Origin of the sequence: Sinorhizobium kostiense (assembly GCF_017874595.1) — a bacterium.
Classification (GTDB): Bacteria; Pseudomonadota; Alphaproteobacteria; order Rhizobiales; family Rhizobiaceae; genus Sinorhizobium; species Sinorhizobium kostiense.
Map to the genome: position 1 here is coordinate 289,705 of NZ_JAGILA010000008.1, position 22,418 is coordinate 312,122.

Here is a 22,418-nt window from a genome sequence, read left to right on the forward strand (position 1 = left end):
CGACATCGACTGTGTGGACTGAACGGCTGGTCTTGACGAAGGAAACCATGTCGAAAGAGCGCATTTACATGGACTGGAACGCGACGGCGCCGCTTCTCGCCGAAGCGCGCGATGCCTTTCTGTCAGCGCTCGATCTGACCGGCAATCCTTCATCCGTTCATCGCGAGGGGCGGGCAGTCCGTGCCCTTGTCGAAAACGCCCGCCGCGATGTGGCGGCGCTTTGCGGCGCAGAACCATCCTCCGTCGTCTTTACCAGCGGCGCCACCGAAGCAGCCAACATGGTGCTGACCCCGGATTTCCGCATGGGGCGCACGCCGCTCAGGATCGGTAAACTCTATGTCTCGGCTATCGAGCATCCGGCCGTGCGCGAGGGCGGACGGTTTCAGCGCGAGGACGTCATCGAAGTGCCGGTGACGAAGGCGGGCGTCATCGACTGTGTCGCGCTGGAGAGGTCGCTTTCGGCGCATGATCGCCCGTCCGGGCTGCCGATGGTGGCAGTGATGCTCGCCAACAATGAGACGGGCATTGTCCAGCCGGTTGCCGAGGTCGCCGCGATCGTGCGGGCGCATGGCGGTTTGCTGGTCGTCGACGCGGTGCAAGCCGCGGGCCGCGTGCCGTTGTCGTTCGGAGCGCTCGGTGCCGATTTCCTCATCATCTCGTCACACAAGATCGGCGGGCCCAAGGGTGCGGGCGCCTTGCTGGTCCGCGGTGAGATCATGATGCCCGCGCCGCTTGTTCGCGGCGGCGGCCAGGAGAAAGGCCACCGCTCCGGAACGGAGAACGCGCCGGCGCTCGCAGGTTTTGCCGCCGCTGCCAGAGCGGCCTCCAGCGATATCGAGGGCCGCATGAACGCGATTGCCGCATTGCGCGATCGGCTCGAGGCGGAAATGCGGTTAACGGCTCCCGACGTGGTGATCCATGGTGCAGACGTTGCGCGGATCGCCAATACGACCTTCTTTACGCTTCCGGGGCTGAAGGCGGAGACGGGTCAGATCGCCTTCGATCTGGAAGGCGTGGCGCTCTCGGCAGGTTCCGCATGCTCTTCCGGCAGGGTAGGACAGAGTCATGTGCTGACGGCCATGCGCTATGATCATCGCCAGGGCGCGTTGCGGATTTCGATCGGCGTGACGACGACGCAAGCGGAGATCGAGCGTTGCGCTCATGTCTTCGCGAAAGTGGCGGCGCGCCGCCGCGGGGCCGGTGAAGCGGCTTGACGCGTAAGGACTGGATGAAATTGCGGAAAAGCAATTTTCCGCTTGGCAAACGGGGTGAAAAGCGCCTTTTAGCCATTACATAAGCGGTGCGCAAAATTGCATCGAGTTGTCAAGCTGCCGGACCTTGGATCCGGCGAGATTGGAGAACGACATGCCTGCCGTGCAGGAAACCATTGATCAGGTCCGTCAGATCGACGTGGATCAGTACAAGTATGGCTTCGAGACGAAGATCGAGATGGACAAGGCCCCGAAGGGCCTTTCCGAGGATATCATCCGTCTCATATCCAGCAAGAAGAACGAGCCGGAATGGATGCTCGAATGGCGCTTCGAGGCCTATCGTCGGTGGCTGACCATGGAAGAGCCGAGCTGGGCGCGTGTGCGCTACCCCAAGATCGACTTCAACGAGATCCACTATTACGCCGCGCCCAAGGGCACGACAGGGCCGAAATCGCTGGACGAAGTCGATCCGGAGCTGCTCAAGGTCTATGAGAAGCTCGGCATTCCGCTCAGGGAGCAGGAAATCCTTGCCGGCGTCGAGAAATCCAAGATCGCCGTCGATGCGGTTTTCGATTCCGTATCGGTCGTCACCACCTTCAAGGAGGAGCTGAAGAAGGCCGGCGTGATCTTCATGTCGATCTCCGAAGCGATCCGGGAGCATCCGGATCTGGTGCGGAAATATCTCGGAACGGTCGTACCGCAGTCGGACAACTTCTATGCGACGTTGAATTCCGCCGTCTTCACCGACGGGTCCTTCGTCTATGTGCCGAAGGGCGTCCGCTGCCCGATGGAACTCTCGACCTACTTCCGCATCAACGAGAAGAACACCGGCCAGTTCGAGCGCACGCTGATCATCGCCGACGAAGGCGCCTATGTCTCCTATCTCGAGGGCTGCACGGCGCCGCAGCGCGACGAGAACCAGCTTCATGCCGCAGTCGTCGAACTGATCGCGCTCGACGACGCCGAGATCAAGTATTCGACGGTGCAGAACTGGTATCCGGGCGACAAGGAAGGCAAGGGCGGTATCTATAACTTCGTCACCAAGCGTGGCGATTGCCGCGGCAAGAATTCGAAGATCTCCTGGACGCAGGTCGAGACCGGCTCGGCGATCACCTGGAAATACCCGTCCTGCATCCTGCGTGGCGACGGTTCGCGCGGCGAGTTCTACTCGATCGCCGTTTCCAACGGCCACCAGCAGGTCGACTCCGGCACCAAGATGATTCACCTCGGCAAGAACACGTCGAGCCGCATCATCTCCAAGGGCATTGCCGCCGGTTTCTCGGACAACACGTATCGTGGTCAGGTCTCGGCCCACCGCAAGGCGGAGAACGCCCGCAACTTCACCCAGTGCGATTCGCTCCTGATCGGCGACAAGTGCGGCGCCCATACGGTGCCCTATATCGAGGCGAAGAACTCGACGGCGCAGTTCGAGCATGAGGCGACGACGTCGAAGATTTCCGAGGACCAGCTGTTCTACTGCCTGCAGCGCGGTATCCCGGAAGAGGCGGCGATCGCGCTGATCGTCAACGGCTTCGTCAAGGAAGTGATCCAGGAACTGCCGATGGAATTCGCCGTCGAGGCGCAGAAGCTGATCGGCATCTCGCTGGAAGGCTCCGTGGGTTAAGCCTGCGCAGATTACCCGAACCGGCGCGCAGGACATTGCGCGCGAGAACAGATTACGTCGTTTCCCAAGAGGACGAACAATGCTCGAAATCAAGAACCTGCATGCACGCATCGCCGAAGACGGCACCGAAATCATCCGCGGCCTGAACCTGACCGTGAAGGCCGGCGAGGTCGCCGCCATCATGGGGCCGAACGGCTCGGGCAAGTCGACGCTGTCCTATGTCCTCTCCGGCCGCGAAGACTATGAAGTGACCGAGGGCGACATCCTTTACAACGGCGAGAGCATCCTCGAACTCGACGCCGCCGAGCGCGCGGCAAAGGGCCTCTTCCTCGCGTTCCAATATCCGGTGGAAATCCCGGGTGTGGCGACCATGCAGTTCCTGAAGGTGGCAATGAACGAGCAGCGCAAGTATCGCGGCGAAGACGAGCTGTCGACGCCGGAATTCATGCGCCGCGTCAAGGAAGCCGCCGCCGAGCTCAAGATCGCGCCGGAAATGCTGCGCCGGCCGCTGAATGTCGGCTTCTCCGGCGGTGAGAAGAAGCGCGCCGAGATCCTGCAGATGGCGCTGCTCGAGCCGAAGCTTTGCGTTCTCGACGAAACCGACTCCGGCCTCGATATCGACGCGCTCAAGGTCGTCGCCGACGGCGTCAACGCGTTGCGCTCGCCGGACCGTGCCGTCGTCGTGATTACGCACTATCAGCGCCTGCTCGACTACATCGTCCCGGACACCGTCCATGTCCTCTACAGGGGCCAGGTGGTCAAGTCGGGCGACAAGACGCTGGCGCACGAACTCGAAGCCAATGGCTATGCGGACATCATCGGGGCTGCGGCCTGAGGCCTGTTGAAGGAGTGTTCGAATGAATATGCAACAGGCCATCAAGATGACGGCAGCCGAATCGGCGCTCGTCGACGCCTACACCGCGCAGATCGGCGATCTGCCGGGGGACGGGGCCGTGCTGTCGCTTCGCGATACGCTTGTCCATGAATTGAGGACGGCCGGCCTGCCGACGCGGCGGGTCGAAGCCTGGCACTATACCGACCTGCGCACGCTGCTGCGCTCGGTGCCCGCGGCCGATTCGACCGCCTTCTCCGAGCGGGTCGAGGCGATCGTTCCGGGCGCTTCGGTGCTTTCTGTCCGCAACGGCCAGGCGGATCTGAAGACACTTCCCGAAGGCGTCACCGCGCGTTCCTATTCCGAGAGCCTCCTTGACGGGTCGGCGGCCGCCGGCCTCGCCGTGCTCGGCGCGGACGATGCGATCGGCCGGATCAATGGTGGCCTGGTGCGTGGCGGTCTGGAGATTGCCGTTGCCGAGGGTGCCGAACTGAAGGCCCCGGTAGAAATCCAGGTTGTGCAGAGCCACGGTCAGGCGCATACGCGCTTCCCCGTTTCCTTCGGGGCCGGTGCCAAGGCAACCATGATCGAGCGGCATCTTTCGACGAGTGCGGAGCCGAGCTTCGTTTCGTCCGTCAGCGACGTGACGCTTGCGGAAGGCGCCGACGTGATCTGGATCATCCTGCAGCAGCAGGGCCCGGCCGATACCCATCTCGGCCAGATCCGTTTCGATCTCGGCAAGGACGCCAAGTTGCACCTCTTCGTGATCAATGCCGGCGGCAAACTGGTGCGCCAGGAGCTTCACGGCAAGGCAAGCGGTGAGGGTGCCGACCTGACGCTGCGTGGCATAAACCTGCTCGGCGGCGACAGCCATACGGACGTGACCTTTACGCTCAGCCATGACGTGCCGCACACGACCTCGAGCGAAATCATCCGCAACGTCGTGTTCGATCGGGCAAAGGGCGTGTTCCAGGGCAAGATCCTGGTGGCCAAGGATGCCCAGAAGACAGACGCGAAGATGGCCTGCAACACGCTGCTGTTGTCCGACGACGCCGATCTTTCCGCCAAGCCGGAGCTCGAGATCTTCGCGGACGACGTTCAGTGCGGCCACGGTGCAACCGTTGCCGACATCGATCACACGCAGCTCTTCTACCTGCTTTCCCGCGGTATTCCCGAGAAGAAGGCGCGCGCGATGCTCGTCAACGCCTTCGTCGCCGAGATCGTCGAGGAGCTGGAAGACGACGAGGCGCTGGTCGAGGCGCTCGAGGGCGTGATCTCGGCCTGGCTCGAAAAACACGCCTGATTGGACAAATACATGGAACATGCTGCGCCGGTGCCAGCTTATGACGTCGAAACGGTCAGGAAGGATTTCCCCATCCTTTCGACGACGGTCTATGGCAAGCCGCTTGTTTATCTCGACAACGGCGCGTCGGCGCAGAAACCGCAGGTCGTCATCGACGCAGTCGCCCATGCCTATTCGCATGAATATGCAAATGTCCATCGCGGCCTGCACTTCCTGTCGAATGCTGCGACGGAAGCCTATGAGGGGGCGCGCGAAAAGGTTCGTCGGTTCCTAAACGCGCCTTCGGCCGACAACATCATCTTCACCAAATCCTCGACCGAGGCGATCAATACGGTCGCTCATGGCTACGGCATGCCGAAGATCGGGGAAGGCGACGAGATCGTGCTTTCGATCATGGAGCACCACTCGAATATCGTTCCGTGGCATTTCATCCGTGAAAGGCAAGGCGCGAAGCTCGTCTGGGCGCCGATCGACGACGACGGCGCATTCCGCATCGATGACTTCGTCGAGTGCCTGACCGAGCGCACCAAGCTCATCGCCATCACGCACATGTCGAATGCACTGGGTACGGTCGTGCCGGTCAAGGAGATCTGCCGCATCGCCCGCGAGCGCGGCATTCCCGTTCTTGTCGACGGCAGCCAGGGCGCGGTCCACATGCCCGTCGACGTCCAGGACATCGATTGCGACTGGTACGTGATGACCGGTCACAAGCTCTACGGTCCGTCCGGTATCGGCGTGCTCTATGGCAAGATGGAACGGCTGAAGGAGATGCGGCCCTTCCAGGGCGGCGGCGAGATGATCGAGGAGGTTACCGAGGATTACGTTACCTATAACGATCCGCCGCACCGCTTCGAGGCCGGTACGCCGCCGATCGTTCAGGCAATCGGGCTCGGCTATGCGCTGGATTATATGGAGAAGCTCGGCCGCGACGCGATCCGCGCGCATGAGGCGGACCTGACCGCCTACGCGCGCGAGCGCCTGTCGTCGATCAATTCGCTGCGGGTTTTCGGCGATGCGCCCGGAAAGGGCAGTATCTTCTCCTTCGAAATCGCCGGCATTCACTCCCACGATGTGTCGATGGTCATCGACCGCGCCGGCGTCGCCGTCCGCGCCGGCACCCATTGTGCGCAGCCGCTCTTGAAACGCTTCGGCGTCACCTCCACATGCCGTGCGTCGTTCGGACTCTACAATACCAGGGCCGAGGTCGACGCGCTGGCGGACGCGTTGGAACATGCGCGCAAGTTTTTCGCTTAGAGGAGGCCGGCATGAGTCTCGATGAAACGCACGAGAAGGTCGATGTCCGCGAAGGCATCGTGCATTCGGCCATTCCCGCCGAGGAGCTGGCGCGCCTTAGCGACGACATCATCGCCGCGCTGAAAACCGTTTATGATCCGGAAATCCCGGCCGACATCTTCGAACTCGGTCTTATCTACAAGATCGACATCGAGGACGACCGGATGGTGAGGGTCGAGATGACCCTGACGGCACCCGGCTGCCCGGTCGCTGGCGAGATGCCGGGCTGGGTCGAAAACGCCGTCGGTGCAGTCGAGGGCGTATCGGGCGTCGAAGTCACCATGACCTTCGACCCGCCGTGGACGCCCGACCGTATGTCGGAAGAGGCCCAGGTGGCGCTCGGTTGGTACTGAGCGCACGCACCTCATATTGATCCGTTAACATGCGGGCATTACATTAGATTCTGGAAAGCGTCGGGCCTTTACCCCGGCGATATGAAGGAGATGAAGCCGATGGGCTTTGCCGTAATGAGCCTGACCGATGCCGCTGCCGGCCGCGTGCGCTCGATCATCGAGAATGCCGGCGGCGATGCGAAGGGCATTCGCGTGAGCATCAAGAAGGGCGGTTGCGCCGGCATGGAATATGCCGTCGATCTCGTCACCGAGCCCAATGGCAAGGACGACCTCGTGGAACACCAGGGCGCCAAGGTGTGGGTGGCACCGGAGGCGGTTTTGTACCTGCTTGGCACCCAAATGGATTTTGAGGTCACCTCTCTGCGCTCGGGTTTCACGTTCAAGAACCCGAACCAGACGTCCGCATGCGGCTGTGGCGAGTCGGTCGAACTGAAGCCGGCCGACCTCGCCGCACTCGCGGCTGAGGGCAACCCGGTGGTTCGCGCGAACTGACGACGCTAGACACGATGATTTCAGGTCGGATCGACTTAAAATCATGAACGTGATCAATTCAGACGCGTGGCCCTGTGGAGCGGGGTGCGCTCACGTCACCCTCGATCTGTTTGTTTTTGCGGCATTTGTGCAACGACAAATGATTCCACCTGACTGCAAATTCCTCTGAGGCGCCGCGCGTCTTATCAGGCGCGCAAAGGTCGCTGTAGCAATTTGGATCGCTGCGTCCTTGGCGTTAAATCGACGCCGATTTAATGAGACGTGCCGTAGTGCCGCTGCCATTTAAGAGGCTCCTCCAGCGCAGGCCCGTACCGCCGAAGCGGGCGTCTGGACATCGGCTCATCGGGAAGGGCGGCCGTGGAGTTTCCCTCTGCCCGCTTTTCGGGCAGAGTTGGAAAGCATACCACCAGAGGAGTAAGTGATGTCCAATCGTTTCAAATTGCTGACCGGCCTTGCGCTTGCAATAGGACTGGCGGCGGGGGCGACTACAGCTCAAGAAATGGCCTTCTTCCGCATAGGCACCGGCGGAACCGCCGGCACCTATTATCCGATCGGCGGGCTTATTGCGAATGCCATTTCCAATCCACCCGGCTCGCGTCCGTGCGAAGAGGGTGGATCCTGCGGAGTGCCGGGTCTGGTCGCGACGGCGGTGGCCTCCAATGGATCCGTTGGCAATATCAATGCGATCATGGGCGGTTCGCTGGAAAGCGGATTCTCACAGGCCGACGTGGCCACTTGGGCGCAGACCGGCACAGGTCTTTGGGAAGGCCAGCCCCCTGCCGACAAGCTGCGCATGATCGCGAATCTCTATCCCGAGAGCCTGCACCTGGTGGCCAGAGCCGACGCCGGTATCGAAAGTGTGGCCGATCTGAAAGGGAAGCGCGTCTCGCTCGACGAGCCGGGTTCTGGCACGCTGGTTGACGCACGCATCGTGCTGGAAGCGTTCGGCCTGAGCGAAGCCGACATCACGCCGGAATTCCTCAAGCCGGACCAAGCGGCTGACCGAATGCGCGATGGTGCGATGGATGCCTTCTTCTTCGTAGGTGGCTATCCGGCCGGTGCGATTGCCGAACTGGCAAGCCAGCATAAGGTGAAGCTCATCCCGATCGTCGGCGAGGGAGCAGACAAGATCCGGGCGCAGTACAGCTTTTTTGCGACGGATACCGTCCCGGCGGGTACCTATGAGGGACAGGCGACCGATGTGCAGACGCTCTCGGTCGGTGCGCAATGGGTGACCAGCGCGGACCAGCCGGAAGAGCTGATCTACAACATCACCAAGGCGCTCTGGAACGACAATACCCGTAAGATGTTCGATGCGGGCCATGCCAAGGGCAAGCTCATACGGGCCGAGAACGCGACGGCGGGCGTCGGCATTCCGTTCCATCCCGGCGCAGAGAAGTACTACAAGGAGATCGGGGCGCTGAAGTAAACGCAAGGATTGACCAGCGGGAGCGGGACCACCTGCAGCGTCGCGCGTTTTATCAGACGCCCGAATGTCGCTGTGGCACTTTCAAATCGCTGCATGTCTTTGTCCTTTAAATCAAGGTCGATTCAAAGACATGCAGTAGGGCGGTCCGCTCCACCGGTGACCGACAAGGGGTACGATGAGCGCGCCAGATCACAACGAAAGCAAGGCAGGGACAAAATCGCTGACAGCTGAAGAGCTGCAAGCACTTGAGGAGAAGTTCGATCCGGAACTGCGGTTCCGCAATCTCGGGCAGGCCCTGACAATCCTGTCGGGGGTCGTGCTGTTCCTGCTGTCCTGCTATCATTTCTACACGGCCGGATTCGGAATCCCGCGATCGACCATCCATCGCGGGCTGCATATGGCGGTGACGCTGTCGCTCGTCTTTCTCAGTTTTTCGGCCTTCGGGAGGCGTGACGCGAAACCGGGACCGCTTGCCCCCCTCGGCCTGCCGCTGGCCGACTGGCTGCTGGCCATCTCAGCGGCGGTCACATCGCTGTATGTGCCGTGGATCTACGATCAGCTTGCCTTCCGCGTCGGCAATCCGCTGCCGCTCGATTTGGCAATGGGAAGCGTGCTTATTCTGTGCCTGCTGGAGGCGGTGCGCCGCTCGATGGGATGGCCACTGCCGGTGATTGCAATTCTGTTCATGGGCTATGCCTACTTCGGCCAGTCAATGCCGGGCATACTCGTGCATCCGGGGGCGAACTGGTCGGATATCGTCAACCACCTCTACCTGACCTCGCAGGGGATCTACGGCACCGCGCTCGGAGTGATCGCCACTTATGTCTTCCATTTCGTGCTGTTCGGCGTAATGGCGACGCGGATCGGGCTGGGCCAATTGTTCATCGACGTGGCAACAGCGCTGACCGGGCGCTTCGCGGGAGGGCCCGCGAAGGTATCGGTGGTGTCTTCGGCGCTGCTCGGCTCGATCTCCGGCTCCTCCATCGCGAACACGGTGACAACCGGCGCGCTGACGATACCGGCGATGATCCGCGTCGGTTATCCGCGACATTTCGCGGCGGCGGTGGAGGCGGCCTCTTCGACCGGCGGCCAGATCACGCCGCCCGTCATGGGGGCGGTGGCCTTCCTGATGATCGAATACCTCGGCCTGCCGCTGACCACGATTCTTCTGGCCGCGATCGTGCCCGCCTTCATGCATTTCTTCGGCGTGTTGCTGCAGGTGCATTTGGAGGCGAAGCGCCTCGGCCTGCGCGGCCTTACGAAGGAGGAACTCCCGAACGCCCTCAAGGTGATCCGCGAGGGATGGCTGTCGATCCTGCCGCTAATTCTTCTTGTCCTGATGCTGATGAGCGGACGGACGCCGTTCCTGTCTGCGTTCTGGGCTATCGTAGCCTGTCTCTTCGTCCTCGTCATTCAGTCGGTGCGTGCGCATGGTGTTTGGGAGGGATTGCGTGACGCCGCGTTAGGTGTATGGGAGGGCTTTGTCCTCGGGGCGAAGCAGTCATTGTCCGTCACGGCGGCTGCAGCGCTTGTCGGCATTATTATCGGCATAGTGACGCTGACCGGCGTGGGCTTCAAAATCGCCTTCATGGTCACCAGCCTTGCCAGCGGCTGGGCGGCGTCCGTATACGGCTTGCTGTCGATCCTGCCGTTTGAACTGATGGGCGTGCAGACGATCACATTGCTTTTCACCCTGATGATCACGGCGGTCGTCTGCGTGCTGATGGGTTGCGGCATCCCGACCACTGCCAACTACATCATCATGGTGGCGGTGGCCGCGCCGATTCTTGGCTTGCTGGGAGTGGAACCGCTCGTCGCGCATTTCTTCGTCTTCTACTACGGGGTACTTGCGGACGTGACCCCGCCGGTGGCGCTAGCTGCCTATGCTGCCTCCGGCATCGCGGGAGCAAATGCCTTTCGGGCCGGAAACACCGCCTTCCGCCTGAGCATGGGCAAGGCGCTGGTACCCTTCGTCTTCGTGTTCTCACCCGCACTGCTGATCGTCACGCCGCAGTTCACCGTTCCAGCCTTCGTTTTGGCAGCCGGCGGCGCGATGCTCGGTATACTAGCCCTGTCGGCCGCGATCACAAATTGGCTGCACGGCCCGCTCTATCCGGCCGAGCGGTTGCTGCTTATGGTTGCCGCACTCAATCTTATCGCACCCGATCTGCTTGCCACGATCATCGGCCTCGTGCTGTTAGGCGTCGTGGTCGTGCGGCAGATGTTGATGCCGCGCGTTTTAGCTCGACCGGATTAGAGCTTTCATGAGGTCGGCTCTCGCCTGGTTTGGTCTTGCTTGGTGGTGGTAGGCAGGGGCATGCCCGCGGCACGCCCCCGGACTTCACTCCGCCGCTTCCGCGTAGCTTTCGATCGGCGGGCAGGTGCAGATGAGATGGCGGTCTCCGTAGACATTGTCGACACGGTTGACCGGTGACCAGTACTTGTCGACCCGGAAGGCGCCGGGCGGGAAGCAGGCCTGTTCGCGCGTATAGGGCCGGTCCCATTCGCCGACGAGGTCTTCCACCGTGTGCGGCGCGTTCTTCAGCGGATTGTTCACCCGGTCCATCCGGCCTTCCTCGATGGCCCGGGCCTCCTCTCGGATCGCCAGCATCGCATCGCAGAAGCGGTCGAGTTCGGCCTTCGTCTCCGATTCCGTCGGCTCGATCATCAGCGTGCCGGCAACCGGCCAGCTCATGGTCGGGGCATGGAAGCCGCAGTCGATCAGCCGCTTGGCTATGTCGTCGACGGTGACACCGGCGCTTTCGGCGAGCGGGCGTGTGTCGATGATGCATTCATGCGCGACGCGGCCTTTCGCGGACTTGTAGAGCACGTCATAGGCGCCCTTCAGCCGCGCGGCGACATAGTTGGCATTGAGGATCGCCACCTTGGTCGCCTGGGTCAGGCCTTCGCCACCCATCATCAGGCAGTAGCTCCAGGAGATCGGCAGGATCGAGGCCGAGCCGAAGGGAGCGGCCGAAACCGCGCCTTCGCGCCCGAACGTCTCCGGATGCCCGGGAAGGAACGGCGCGAGATGCGCCTTGACGCCGATCGGCCCCATACCCGGGCCGCCGCCGCCATGCGGGATGCAGAAGGTCTTGTGCAGGTTCAAGTGACTGACGTCCGAGCCGATGTCGCCGGGGCGGGAAAGCCCGACCATGGCATTCATATTGGCGCCGTCCAGATAGACCTGGCCGCCATGCTTGTGGACGATGTCGCAGACCTCGCGCACATTCTCCTCGAACACACCATGGGTCGACGGGTATGTGATCATGCAACAGGAGAGGGTGTCGGCAAATTGCTCGGCCTTGGAGCGGAAGTCGTCCATGTCGATCTCGCCGGCATCGCTCACTTTGACGATCACGACCTTCATCCCGGCCATATGCGCCGAGGCCGGATTGGTGCCGTGCGCGGAGGTCGGGATGAGGCAGACGTCGCGGTGTCCGTTACCATTGGCGATATGGTAGGCGCGGATCGCGAGCAGACCGGCATATTCACCCTGCGCACCCGAGTTCGGCTGCATCGAAATCGCGTCGTAGCCGGTGATCGCGCAAAGCTTCTCCGACAGGTCTTCGATCATGTGGCGATAGCCGCGCGCCTGGTCGACCGGGACGAACGGATGGATCTCCGAGAATTCCGGCCAGGTGATCGGCAGCATTTCCGCCGTCGCATTGAGCTTCATCGTGCAGGAGCCGAGCGGGATCATAGCCCGGTCAAGTGCCAGATCGCGGTCGGCGAGGCGGCGCATATAGCGCGTCATCTCGCTCTCGGCGCGATTCATGTGAAAAATCGGATGGGTGAGATATTCGCTGGTGCGCAGCAATTCCTCCGGCAGCCGGTAGTCCGGGTCGAACTCCTCGACCTTGAAATCGCCGCCGAAGGCGCGCCACACCGCTTCGAGGGTGACCGGTCGCGAGCGCTCGTCGAGGCTGATGCCGATCCTGGTCGTGCCGATCTTGCGGAGGTTCACCTCCTCGGCAACGGCCGTCTTCAGGATGATGCCCTGCAGCTTGCCGACCTCGACGGTGATGGTGTCGAAGAAGACGTCCGGTTCGACCTTGTAGCCGAGCTTCTCGAGACCCATGGCAAGCCGTACCGTCTTCTGGTGCACGCTCTGGGCGATCGCCTTGATCCCATCCGGCCCGTGGAAGACGGCATACATCGACGCCATGACCGCGAGCAGGACCTGGGCGGTGCAAATGTTGGACGTCGCCTTTTCGCGACGGATGTGCTGTTCGCGCGTCTGCAGCGCCAGCCGGTAGGCGCGATTGCCGCGTGCATCGACCGATACGCCGACGAGGCGGCCGGGCATCGCGCGCTTGTAGGCATCCTTGACCGCCATATAGGCGGCGTGGGGGCCACCATAGCCGACCGGCACGCCGAAACGCTGCGTCGAGCCGACAGCGATATCCGCCCCCATCTCGCCCGGGGACTTCAGCAGCGCCAATGCCAGCGGATCGGCGGCGACGGCGGCGATCGCGCCCTGCTCGTGCAGCTTCGCAATGAGGTCGGTGAAATCGCGGACATGGCCGTAGGTGCCGGGATATTGGAAGATGGCTCCGAAGACGCCGGCGGCATCCAGATCCTTGAAGGGGTCGCCGACGACGAGCTCCCATCCGAGCGGTTCAGCACGCGTCTTCAAGAGCGCGATCGTCTGCGGATGGCAATTCTCGTCGGCGAAAAAGGTCTTCGACTTGGATTTCGCGACGCGCTCGGCGATCGCCATTGCTTCCGCCGCCGCCGTTGCCTCGTCGAGCAGCGATGCGTTGGCGACATCGAGGCCGGTCAGATCGCAGACCATCGTCTGGTAGTTGAGCAAAGCTTCGAGCCGGCCCTGGCTGATTTCCGGCTGATAGGGTGTGTAGGCCGTGTACCAGGCCGGGTTTTCTAGGATGTTGCGCTGGATCACCGGCGGCGTGATCGTGCCGTAATAGCCCTGGCCGATCAGCGACACGAGCTTTTCGTTGCGATTTGCCGTCTCGCGCAGCTTGTCGAGTGCTTCCCGCTCGGTCATCGGCGCGCCCCAGGAAAGTGGCGTCTTCTGCCGAATTGACGCTGGAACGGTGTCGTCGATCAGCGCGTCGAGGCTCGGATATCCGACGACCTTGAGCATCTCCTCCATTTCGGTAACCGACGGGCCGATATGGCGGCGATTAGCAAAGTCGTAGGGCTTGTAGTCGGTAAAGGTGAAATCTTTCGGCATACTCATCAGCCGACGAGCTCCTTATAGGCCGCTTCATCGAGAAGGGCATTGGCCGAGCTCGGATCGGCGAGCTTCAGCTTGAAAAACCAGGCGGCGCCCTGCGCGTCGCTGTTGACGAGCGCCGGGTCCTCGACGATCGCCTGATTGACCTCGACGATTTCGCCGTCGAGCGGACAATAGACGTCGGATGCGGCCTTCACCGATTCGACGGTCGCGGCCGAATCGCCCTTGGAGAAGTTCGCGCCGACCTCAGGCAGTTCCACGAAGACGAGATCGCCGAGCTGGCCGGCTGCGTGTTCGGTGATGCCGACCGTCGCAACGCCGCCTTCGATCTTCAGCCATTCGTGTTCTTCGGTAAATTTCAGCATGCGCGCTTCTCCTGATCAGCGTTTGTAGGTTTGTTTGACGAAGGGCAGGGCAGTGACCGTGACGGGCAGGTACTTGCCCCGCACCTCGGCAAAGAGTTTCGTGCCATTTCCCGCTTGCGTGGCGTCGACGTAGCCCATGGCGATCGGACCATCGACGCTCGGGCCGAAGCCGCCGGACGTGACGGTGCCCGCTGCCGATCTGCCTTCGGCATCGGCGAACAGTTTCGCGCCGCCGCGCACCGGCGCGCGTCCGTCCGGCTTCAGTCCGACGCGCCGCCGGCTCGTCCCGTTGGCGAGTTCAGCTAGAATCCGATCCGCGCCGGGAAAACCGCCCGCGCGCTCGCCGCCCGTGCGGCGGCTCTTCTGGATCGCCCATTCGAGTGCCGCTTCGACCGGCGTCGTAGAGGTGTCCATATCGTTTCCGTAAAGGCAGAGGCCGGCCTCGAGTCGGAGCGAATCGCGGGCACCGAGCCCAATCGGCATGACGTCGGGATGCTCGAGCAGGCGTTGAGTCACGTCCACCGCGGAGGCGATGGGAATGGAAATCTCGAAGCCGTCTTCACCGGTATAGCCGGAGCGGGAGATGACGCAGGCAACGTCGTGGAGGTCCGCTTCCGCGACATCCATGAAGCGCATGGAAGCGACGTCGGCCCAGAGTTCGCCGAGCACCGCTTCGGCACGAGGGCCCTGAAGCGCGATCAGCGCCCGGTCATTCAGCATCGTCACCAGACAGGTGTCGCCGAGACCTTTTTGCAGGTGCTGGAAGTCTGCGTCCTTGCAGGCGGCGTTGACGACGAGGAAGAGATGGTCGCCCCGGTTGGCGATCATCAGATCGTCGAGGATTCCGCCGTCGTCATTGGTGAAAAGCGCATAGCGCTGGCGGCCTTCGCCAAGGCCAAGCACATCCACCGGCACCAGCCTTTCCAGCGCCAGAGCCGCATCGGCGATGCGGCCGGAGCGCGGGCGGATCGCGATCTGCCCCATATGGGAGACGTCGAAGAGGCCGGCGGCCGCGCGGGTGTGCAGGTGTTCCTTGAGCACACCGTCTGGATATTGCACCGGCATCTCGTATCCGGCGAATGGCACCATGCGCGCGCCGAGCGAAAGGTGCAGCGCGTGCAATGGCGTATGCTTCAAGCGGGGGGTAGGTTCCAAATCCGGCCTCCAGGTCTGGCGCGTCTTGCACCGGCTCACACTACCGGCGCCTGGCGCCGACAAATTCGAGCCCCCTCTGTCCCTTTGCCTGAGATTGTTATCCCTTCGGCGAGCGTAAGACGCTTCTCTCCAGAGTCCTTACCGGTATCCCGCTGGTCCTTTGGCCTGAGAGTTTCCGGGGCGGTTGCTCCTTCGGCACCGGATCGAACCGGTTTCTCCCAACAAGATCGTCTCCAGATAACGGCGAAGCCCGGATTTTGGCAAGGGCCAATGTCGCGACCGAACAAATTTTTGTCGCGGAGGTTTGGGCATCGATCGCCTGCGGCAATTCGGCCTTTGCAAATGTCGTGGGTCGCGGGTTACGAAGAGCCGAGGCTTGCTGCCGCCATTGCGCGGTCGGCCGGCCGTCTCGCAATTCGCCCTGAGCCCATCACCTCAAATTCACTGCCGCCTTGCGGCATGGCCACGAAAGCCCATGATCTGAAGAGCGCGTGGCTCGGAGACGACGATATGATCAGCAACACATCTGCCATTCTCGCCGCCGCCGTCAGCCTTGTTGTGGGCATGGCGCATGCGCATGGGGAAACCTCCACTGCGCCCGGCGAAGACAACGTCAGGACGGTTCTGCAACCGGGGCACGACGTCCATTCCCGGAAATCCGCCCCAACAGCCGGGGTGATTGTCGCGAGCGGCAAACACGCCGGCCATACGCATGAGGACGAGCAGCACGTAGCAGAGCCGGTTTCAGCCGGCGATCTTGAAATCTCCGCCGGCGCGGCCAAGGCTATGCCGCCGGGTGCGAAGGTGGGTGGCGGCGGATTGACCGTCAAGAACAACGGCAATGCCGACGACCGGCTGGTCGCGGTCGAGAGCCCATCCGCGGGCCGGGTCGAACTGCACGAAATGACCATGGAGAACGACGTCATGAAGATGCGGAAGCTCGAGAACGGCATCGTCATTCCAGCCGGTCAGACTGTGGAATTGAAGACCGGTGGGCTGCACCTGATGTTCATGGAAGTGGTAAAGCCTTTCGCCGAAGGCGACAGCGTGCCGGTTACCCTGATATTCGAAAGGGCAGGCAAAGTGGAGTTTGCGCTGCCGGTCGGCACCGCCGCAGGCGGGTCAAGCGAACACCAGCACAACTAGCGCGGGATGAACGAAGCGCGCGGTGCTCACCTCGGCCCGCGCCACTCGAATATCAGTCCCGTTGAATGAACTCGTCGAGGAACGCTGCACCCTCTTCGTTCCCGGTCTCCTGCTCGATCAATGTCCCTTCGGCTCGGCCCTCCGCTGCACGCGGCTCGTCCCGCGCCTCCTCCCGTCGCTGGCCATTTTCCTCGTCCGGCTGGTATTCGAGGTAGTGACGCAAAGTTTCGGCGGCGCTCTCCTGTGGCGGACGTCTTTCGGCACTCATCAGCATCAGTGCCACGGCCAGCGCACCTTTCGTCGCCGCCGGCATGCTCGCCGCGGCCGCCGCCACCGCCTCCTTGCGGCGGGGTGAGAGAAGCGCCAGCGCTTCGTCGGTGGAGCCGTTGCCGCGCGGCCGGGCGGACGGCTTGGCGGCCTCCGCCGCATAAGCCGCGGTCGTCGCGGATACGGTTACGACCTGGGTCACCCTTTCACCCCGGAGTTGCGAGTACTTCTTCCTCTCTGCCAGACGCCGCTTGAGGACCGATGAAGGCTGGGGGTCGCATTTTATGCAAATAGCGAAACTTATGCCGGGAACTGGAAAATGCGATCGGCGCGCCGTTCGCCTCTGGCCTCCGGTTGTACGCGCGTTATCTATGTACCCCACGGCAGGTGAAGCGCCATGCGGAACCGGGCCGGTAAAATCCGGAGGAACGAAGCATGCTACCGAAAGCCATGAAGATCGGTGTCGTCGCGGTGATGGGTTTTCTCGCGGCAGCGTCGGTCGGCCTCGCAGAAGAGATGAAGTTCAAGGCGGAACTCAAGGGCAGTGAGGAGGTACCGCCGGTCGAAACCAGTGCGACGGGAACGGCCGACATCACCTATGATACCGAAAGCAAGAACCTCTCCTGGACCATCGAGCATTCGGGCCTCAGCGGCGATGTAACCGCAGCGCATTTCCACGGTCCTGCCGCGCCGGGCGAGAACGCGCCACCCGTCGTGCCGATCGAAGTCTCGGCGCTCTCCAAGGGCGAGGCAACGCTGGACGAGACCCAGGCCTCGGCGCTCACGGAAGGGCGGCTCTATGTAAACCTTCACACTGCAGCCCACCCGGACGGGGAAATTCGCGGCCAGGTCATGAAGGCTGAATAGAGCGGGACAAGAGGGAGTGAGCGAGGGCGGGCGTAAGGCTCGCCCTTTTCATGCCGATCGGAGCCGGGGCGCGATCACTATCAAGAGATTTGATCTCGCGTGGGTGTCAGAATATCAATAATCGTCAAGGCCGTGGGGAAGGACGACGATTCGATGCGTAAGATCTTGATGTTGCTCGCATTGGTAACACTGGCGGCGTGCCAGTCGGGGAAGGTGTTCGTCGGCGGCGAGGGCGAGTATTACCAAGGCATTGTGGCTCCTCGGTGAAGCGCCGTTTCTACAGCGCCAGACGTCTTTTCAGACGCGTGAAGGTCGCTCACAAAGATAAGACTAAGGAAGTAGCGCCGCTAGGTTACGAGGGGCGCTAAGGAAGTAGCGCGGTTAGGTGATGAAGGCGGGCTAAGGAAATTAGCGAATACCGCTAACCTAAATTGAAACTCACCGCTGCGAACCAGCTTTGCTATCCTGATCTTTATGTTTGCAGATCATCAGCGCTGTGCGCGCACGACTTGCTTGCAAGTCGCGTGTGTTCGGAAGGATCAGTTATGGATCGTGTAAACAGCCCTGAGGCCACGTGCGACAGGCCGGCATTTTTCCGCAGCGACGGGCGCACCGCGGCGGTTCCATGTCATCGCTCGCGCCAGACGTCATTCGGGGCAATGCTCAGGCTGGTTCCGTTCTGCCTCATCATGATGCTGCTTGGATCTCCCGCGAATGGGGAGACAGCAACTGACGACAAACTCGCCCCGCAAGACACTGTGGAGATAAGCGTTTCCGGATGGCATACCCTGCTCGGCGGCGTAGCCGAGGCGAGGCTGCTCAACGACGCCTTTACGATCGGGGCAAGTGGCACGGTCGAGCTTCCGGTAATCGGACGCGTAACTGCGGCAGGCCTGAGCGAGCGTGAACTGGCGAAGTTGATAGCCGATCTCTTGCAAGCTCGGAGCGGCAGCGACCAACGTCCGGTCACCAAGGTCCAGCGACGAGAACCGGCGGCAGAAGTGCCATCATCGCCAGCGACTACCCGGGTCGACGGGCCTCGGCCGGCAACGGAGCACCCGGGATATGAACGATCCCGGGTGGACGCTTTGCTCAGTGATTTGGCCGCCGCTCGCAAGGAGCTCGACAAGGCTCGCGGGGAGGCGCGTGCAGTGCGCCAGGCTGCTCGCGACGCTGCCGCAGGGCGCGACCGCCGCCTCGCTGCGGAGCGTCAACGCGTCGCCGCCGTGACGGAGCAACTCAATGCTGCCCGGTCCGGTCTCGCAGCCGCCAAGACTCGACTGGAGCAGGAAGCGAACACCGCGCGAGATCTGGATGCCGCGGTCGCCAAGGTCAACGAGGCTCGCCAGTTGGCCACGCGCGAACGGGCCAAGAGCGCCGAGTTGGAGTCAAAGCTCCTCGCAGCGCGCAAGGAACTCGACGCGTTCAGGGGCGGCGCGCTCTTGGCCGGCCGTGAGCGTGAGGAGATTCTCCGTAGCGATTTGGCGGTGGCCAAAGGCGACCTCGAGGCGACGCGGCGTGCCGCAGACGACGGCCGGGCGCAGGCGCGAGCGGCTGCCGCCATGGCGGCTGAACAAGGACGGGCCCTGGCAAATGAGCGCCGGAGAGCCGAAGGGCTCGCGCGCGAGCTGGGGATCGTTCGGCGCGAATTCGAGCGTCTGGCGGCCACGACGGATGCGGCGATGCAATCAAAGGCTGCTGCGCTACGGGCGCGCAATGCTGCGGAGGCGTCGCTGGCAGACGCCACGCAGGCCCTTGAAGTGGCGCGGCAGAAGCTTTCCGGCCATGAACGAGCTCTCGCGATCGCTCGCCGATCGGCCTTGGAAGCCCGCGCCGAGTTGCGGGCGGCAAAACAGGCCGCCTTGCAGGCTGGAGCGCTTGCCGAGCTTGCGGCAAGCCGGGCTGGTGAGGCGCTCGACTTGGAACGCGAGAAGGCAAGAGCGCTTGCGCGCGATCTCGAAATAGCGCGCCAGGAACGCGACGCTGCAATGAAGGAATTGGCCGCGAGTTCGGCGGCGCAGAGCCAGGCGCTGGAAGAGCGCGACAATTTGAATGGCCGCCGGCCTGCCCTGGAGCGCGGGGGAGGCGACGTTTCCAAGCAGAAAGCCCGTCCCCGCAAAGCAAGCACTGGGCAAGAACAAAGCGGACGCGCCGACGATCGCGCCAGTGAGCATGCCAGGCCCGTGGCGCGAAAGCAGAAAAAGCCGGTCCGTGACCGTGGGGCAGCGGATATCCGCAAGGTGGAGCTCGCCAAGCCGCCCCGGCCCGATCGATCGGTGCCGATTGTGCTCCCGGATTCGCTGCTTCCCAGGCAGTCACCGATTCGCGGCCTTTGGTAAGGTGCAAAGCGTATTTCGGGGCTTGCTTGGCCCAAGATGAGGAGCCAGACGATGCGTAAGCACTTGGTAGCCACGTTCTTGATCGCAGTCGCGATCGGGCCCGCGTCGGCTCTTGCCTTAGGTTTTGGCACCAAGGTCGGCCCGGTTGGCGTCGGTGCTGGGGTGGAGATCAGCAAAAACGGCAGCTCGGCAGAAACAGGCGCGGACGCAGACGGAGTAGGTGGGGTGAAAGGAGGCGCCTCGCGCGGCAAGAAGGGTGAATCCAAAATTGAGGCCGGCGGCAATCTCGGCGGTAAGGGAGGTGGAGGCTCCGGTCCGAAGGGCAAGTCGTCGAAGGGTAAGGGCAAAGCCAAGGGCGACGAGGCTTCTGGCGGCCGGGCCTCGGGGCCTCGAGTAGCAGGCCGTGGCGGTGCCAACACGATCACCCCCGCAGCTTCGGCAAAGAGCCTGCGAGCATCGATCGATCTGCCGCCCGGCCTTCGGCCGTGGAAGAAAAAGCGAGCCGCACATGACCGAGGCGAATGGGCCTATCCCATCCGCCTGCAGTTGACGATTGCAACGGTTCCGGGGACACCAAGCACAGTCGTTGGCGCCTGCCGGAAGGCGATTGCGTCGGCTGCGTCGCCGCTCGGCGCCGTGCGTGTGCGTGCCGCAAGCGCCGGTTCCCTGCTCCGACATCGCAATGGGGCGCTCACCGCCCCGCTTGCCGTCAGAATAGACTATGCAGGTCAAGACGGTATTGAGGTCCGTCAGGCGCGAATCAGGTGTCGCCTCGATTCGTCCGGCAAGGTCATCGCGGTGATCTAGGCGAAGCTTGCTAAGGGGAACGGGACCTTAAACGAGGCCGGAAGGTCGACAAGCTTAGTGAGTGTGCAGAACGCCTGCGCTCTCCCTTCTGGGCGAAGGGAGAGCGCTTGTGAATAGGCTTCTCAATTGCCGCTGATGATCTCACGCAGGCCTATCGGAAGCGCTCGGTCGCCACTTGATGAGATGCTTCTCGGCGACGTCCAGGATGCTGTCGATAATCAAGACAAATATCGCAAGGATCAGGATGCCTGCGAAGACTCCGACTGCATCGAAATTGCCTTCCGCCTGAGCGATCAGATAGCCAAGCCCGGCGGAGGAACCGAGATACTCGCCGATGATCGCCCCGACGACGGCAAAGCCGACCGAAGTGCGCAACGAAGACAGAATCCAGCTTGCCGCTGCGGGGAAGTAGACGTGGCGAAGCAGGTCCGACCGCTTGGCACCGAGAATGCGGGCGTTCGACAGCACCACTGGGTTCACTTCACGGACGCCCTGCATCGCGTTGAAGAAGGTGACGAAGAACACGAGCGTCACGGCCAGCGCCACCTTGGACCATAGACCGAGGCCGAGCCAGAGCACGAAGATTGGCGCAAGCACGACTCGGGGGATCGCGTTCAAGCCCTTGATGAAAGGGTCCAGTATGCGCGCGGCCGAACGGCTGAGGCCGAGCCAGACGCCTGCCGCCACGCCAAGTGCCGTTCCGACCAGATAGCCGAGCACGGTTTCCGTCAGGGTGATCGCCACATGGCTATAGAAGCTGGCGTCCATTACCCAGGAGATAACCTGGTTGAAAATGTCGACCGGCGCCGGGAAAAAGAAGACGTCGATCACGCCTGCCGCGACACCCAGCTGCCAACCGCCGACAAGTGCCACCAGCAGCACCACCTGGATTAAGCGTTCAGTCATGGCGTTCATAGCTTTTCTCCACTTCGCCGCGCAGCGATGACCAGATGTTGCGATAAAGATCCATGAAGCGTGGATCGAGCTTGATTTCAGCGACGTCGCGCGGGCGTTCAAGATCGACGGGGAAGCTGTCGATCACCCTCGATCGCGGACCGGCGGCAAGCACCACGACCCGATCGCCGAGGGCAATCGCCTCCTCGAGGTCGTGTGTGATCATCACCACGGCGCGCCGTTCCTCCTGCCAAAGCCGCAATAGCTCGTTCTGCATCAGATGGCGGGTATGGATATCGAGCGCCGAGAAGGGCTCGTCCATCAGGATGACCTTGGGGCCGGTGATCAGAGCCTGGGCCATCTGCACGCGCTTGCGCTGACCGCCTGAAAGCTGATGCGGATAGCGATGCTCGAACCCTTTGAGTCCGACCTTCGCCAGCCATCTCATCGACTGCTCGCGACGTTCGGTAGCACCGACACCCTTGAACATGGGACCGAGCTCAACGTTCTCGATCGCGGTCTTCCACGGAAGCAATGCATCCTGCTGGAATAGATAACCGATGTCGTTCTGAATCCCGCTCACCGGCTGACCATCGATTGATACGGTGCCACTTGCAGGTTTCAGCAGGCCGGCAATCGCATTGAGTATTGTGCTCTTGCCGCAGCCGGTGGGGCCAACGATGGCGAGGAACTCGCAATCGGAGACTTTCAGGTTCACATCCTGCACGGCTACGTAGGCGCCGAAGGCCATGGTCACCGACTCGAGGGAAACCATCGACTCTGCTTGATGAGGGTTGTCCGTCGGCGGTGCGGGTTTTACTACGGCCAATGCCATGAC

General features: G+C 62.4%; 18 protein-coding genes, 1 pseudogene and 2 riboswitches. Of the genes and pseudogenes, 13 read left to right on the forward strand and 6 right to left on the reverse strand.

Annotated elements, in window-relative coordinates; genetic code table 11:
• Nucleotides 1–47: 47 nt before the first annotated feature.
• The 9 genes from J2Z31_RS24885 (at nt 48) to J2Z31_RS24925 (ending at nt 10,794) form a co-directional block, all read left to right on the forward strand.
• Complete coding sequence (locus J2Z31_RS24885; RefSeq protein WP_209605710.1) at nt 48–1,214, forward strand: cysteine desulfurase family protein; 1,167 nt, start codon at nt 48–50, stop codon at nt 1,212–1,214.
• 151 nt (nt 1,215–1,365) lie between these two features.
• Nucleotides 1,366–2,835: a Fe-S cluster assembly protein SufB gene (sufB, locus tag J2Z31_RS24890; protein ID WP_209605713.1), complete on the forward strand. Its 1,470-nt coding sequence runs from the start codon at nt 1,366–1,368 to the stop codon at nt 2,833–2,835.
• Nucleotides 2,836–2,914: 79 nt separating this feature from the next.
• A complete protein-coding gene (gene sufC, locus J2Z31_RS24895) occupies nt 2,915–3,670 on the forward strand; it encodes a Fe-S cluster assembly ATPase SufC (RefSeq protein ID WP_209605714.1) in 756 nt (251 codons plus the stop codon).
• A 22-nt stretch (nt 3,671–3,692) separates the two neighbouring features.
• On the forward strand, nt 3,693–4,970 hold the full coding sequence (sufD, locus tag J2Z31_RS24900; protein ID WP_209605716.1) for a Fe-S cluster assembly protein SufD: 1,278 nt from the start codon (nt 3,693–3,695) through the stop codon (nt 4,968–4,970).
• Nucleotides 4,971–4,982: 12 nt separating this feature from the next.
• Nucleotides 4,983–6,224 carry a cysteine desulfurase gene (locus J2Z31_RS24905; RefSeq protein WP_209605718.1) on the forward strand — a complete coding sequence of 414 codons (1,242 nt, stop codon included), beginning with the start codon at nt 4,983–4,985 and terminating at the stop codon, nt 6,222–6,224.
• 11 nt (nt 6,225–6,235) lie between these two features.
• Nucleotides 6,236–6,616 (forward strand): SUF system Fe-S cluster assembly protein, encoded by a 381-nt coding sequence (locus tag J2Z31_RS24910; RefSeq protein WP_209605720.1) that lies wholly within the window; start codon nt 6,236–6,238, stop codon nt 6,614–6,616.
• A 99-nt stretch (nt 6,617–6,715) separates the two neighbouring features.
• Nucleotides 6,716–7,108 (forward strand): Fe-S cluster assembly scaffold SufA, encoded by a 393-nt coding sequence (gene sufA / locus J2Z31_RS24915; protein WP_209605721.1) that lies wholly within the window; start codon nt 6,716–6,718, stop codon nt 7,106–7,108.
• Nucleotides 7,109–7,529: 421 nt separating this feature from the next.
• A complete protein-coding gene (locus J2Z31_RS24920; protein WP_209605723.1) occupies nt 7,530–8,537 on the forward strand; it encodes a TAXI family TRAP transporter solute-binding subunit in 1,008 nt (335 codons plus the stop codon).
• 175 nt (nt 8,538–8,712) lie between these two features.
• Complete coding sequence (locus tag J2Z31_RS24925) at nt 8,713–10,794, forward strand: TRAP transporter permease (RefSeq protein ID WP_209605725.1); 2,082 nt, start codon at nt 8,713–8,715, stop codon at nt 10,792–10,794.
• A gap of 84 nt (nt 10,795–10,878) precedes the next feature.
• On the opposite strand, the gene gcvP is transcribed toward J2Z31_RS24925, so the two are convergent.
• The 3 genes from gcvP to gcvT are packed head-to-tail and all read right to left on the reverse strand — an operon-like array spanning nt 10,879 to nt 15,260.
• Entirely contained in the window at nt 10,879–13,743 is a 2,865-nt protein-coding gene (gene gcvP, locus J2Z31_RS24930) for an aminomethyl-transferring glycine dehydrogenase (protein ID WP_209605727.1), read from the reverse strand.
• Complete coding sequence (gene gcvH / locus J2Z31_RS24935; RefSeq protein ID WP_209605729.1) at nt 13,743–14,105, reverse strand: glycine cleavage system protein GcvH; 363 nt, start codon at nt 14,103–14,105, stop codon at nt 13,743–13,745. Before gcvH ends, gcvP begins: the two co-directional genes overlap by 1 nt.
• A 15-nt stretch (nt 14,106–14,120) precedes the next feature.
• Nucleotides 14,121–15,260, reverse strand: a complete 1,140-nt coding sequence (gene gcvT / locus J2Z31_RS24940) for a glycine cleavage system aminomethyltransferase GcvT (protein ID WP_209605731.1) — start codon at nt 15,258–15,260, stop codon at nt 14,121–14,123.
• Nucleotides 15,261–15,326: 66 nt separating this feature from the next.
• Nucleotides 15,327–15,403: riboswitch (glycine riboswitch) on the reverse strand.
• Nucleotides 15,404–15,491: riboswitch (glycine riboswitch) on the reverse strand.
• A 390-nt stretch (nt 15,492–15,881) separates the two neighbouring features.
• On the opposite strand from gcvT, the pseudogene J2Z31_RS29450 reads away from it, so the two are divergent.
• A pseudogene (locus J2Z31_RS29450) lies at nt 15,882–16,406 on the forward strand (copper chaperone PCu(A)C); the annotation flags it as partial.
• A gap of 52 nt (nt 16,407–16,458) precedes the next feature.
• Here the strand turns inward: J2Z31_RS29450 and J2Z31_RS24950 are convergent.
• Nucleotides 16,459–16,875 carry a hypothetical protein gene (locus tag J2Z31_RS24950; protein ID WP_209605735.1) on the reverse strand — a complete coding sequence of 139 codons (417 nt, stop codon included), beginning with the start codon at nt 16,873–16,875 and terminating at the stop codon, nt 16,459–16,461.
• Between the two features lie 233 nt (nt 16,876–17,108).
• Here J2Z31_RS24950 and J2Z31_RS24955 point away from each other — a divergent pair, with 233 nt between their 5' ends.
• The 3 genes from J2Z31_RS24955 (at nt 17,109) to J2Z31_RS24965 (ending at nt 20,686) form a co-directional block, all read left to right on the forward strand.
• Nucleotides 17,109–17,540, forward strand: a complete 432-nt coding sequence (locus J2Z31_RS24955; protein WP_209605738.1) for a CHRD domain-containing protein — start codon at nt 17,109–17,111, stop codon at nt 17,538–17,540.
• Nucleotides 17,541–18,085: 545 nt separating this feature from the next.
• Entirely contained in the window at nt 18,086–19,879 is a 1,794-nt protein-coding gene (locus tag J2Z31_RS24960; protein WP_209605740.1) for a polysaccharide biosynthesis/export family protein, read from the forward strand.
• A gap of 51 nt (nt 19,880–19,930) precedes the next feature.
• A complete protein-coding gene (locus J2Z31_RS24965; RefSeq protein ID WP_209605742.1) occupies nt 19,931–20,686 on the forward strand; it encodes a helicase in 756 nt (251 codons plus the stop codon).
• A 141-nt stretch (nt 20,687–20,827) separates the two neighbouring features.
• Here J2Z31_RS24965 and J2Z31_RS24970 read toward each other — a convergent pair whose 3' ends face one another.
• Both J2Z31_RS24970 and J2Z31_RS24975 read right to left on the reverse strand, forming a co-directional pair.
• Complete coding sequence (locus J2Z31_RS24970) at nt 20,828–21,601, reverse strand: ABC transporter permease (protein ID WP_209605744.1); 774 nt, start codon at nt 21,599–21,601, stop codon at nt 20,828–20,830.
• Nucleotides 21,585–22,415: an ABC transporter ATP-binding protein gene (locus J2Z31_RS24975; protein ID WP_209605746.1), complete on the reverse strand. Its 831-nt coding sequence runs from the start codon at nt 22,413–22,415 to the stop codon at nt 21,585–21,587. The genes J2Z31_RS24970 and J2Z31_RS24975 overlap by 17 nt, the downstream gene beginning before the upstream one ends.
• Nucleotides 22,416–22,418: the final 3 nt, after the last annotated feature.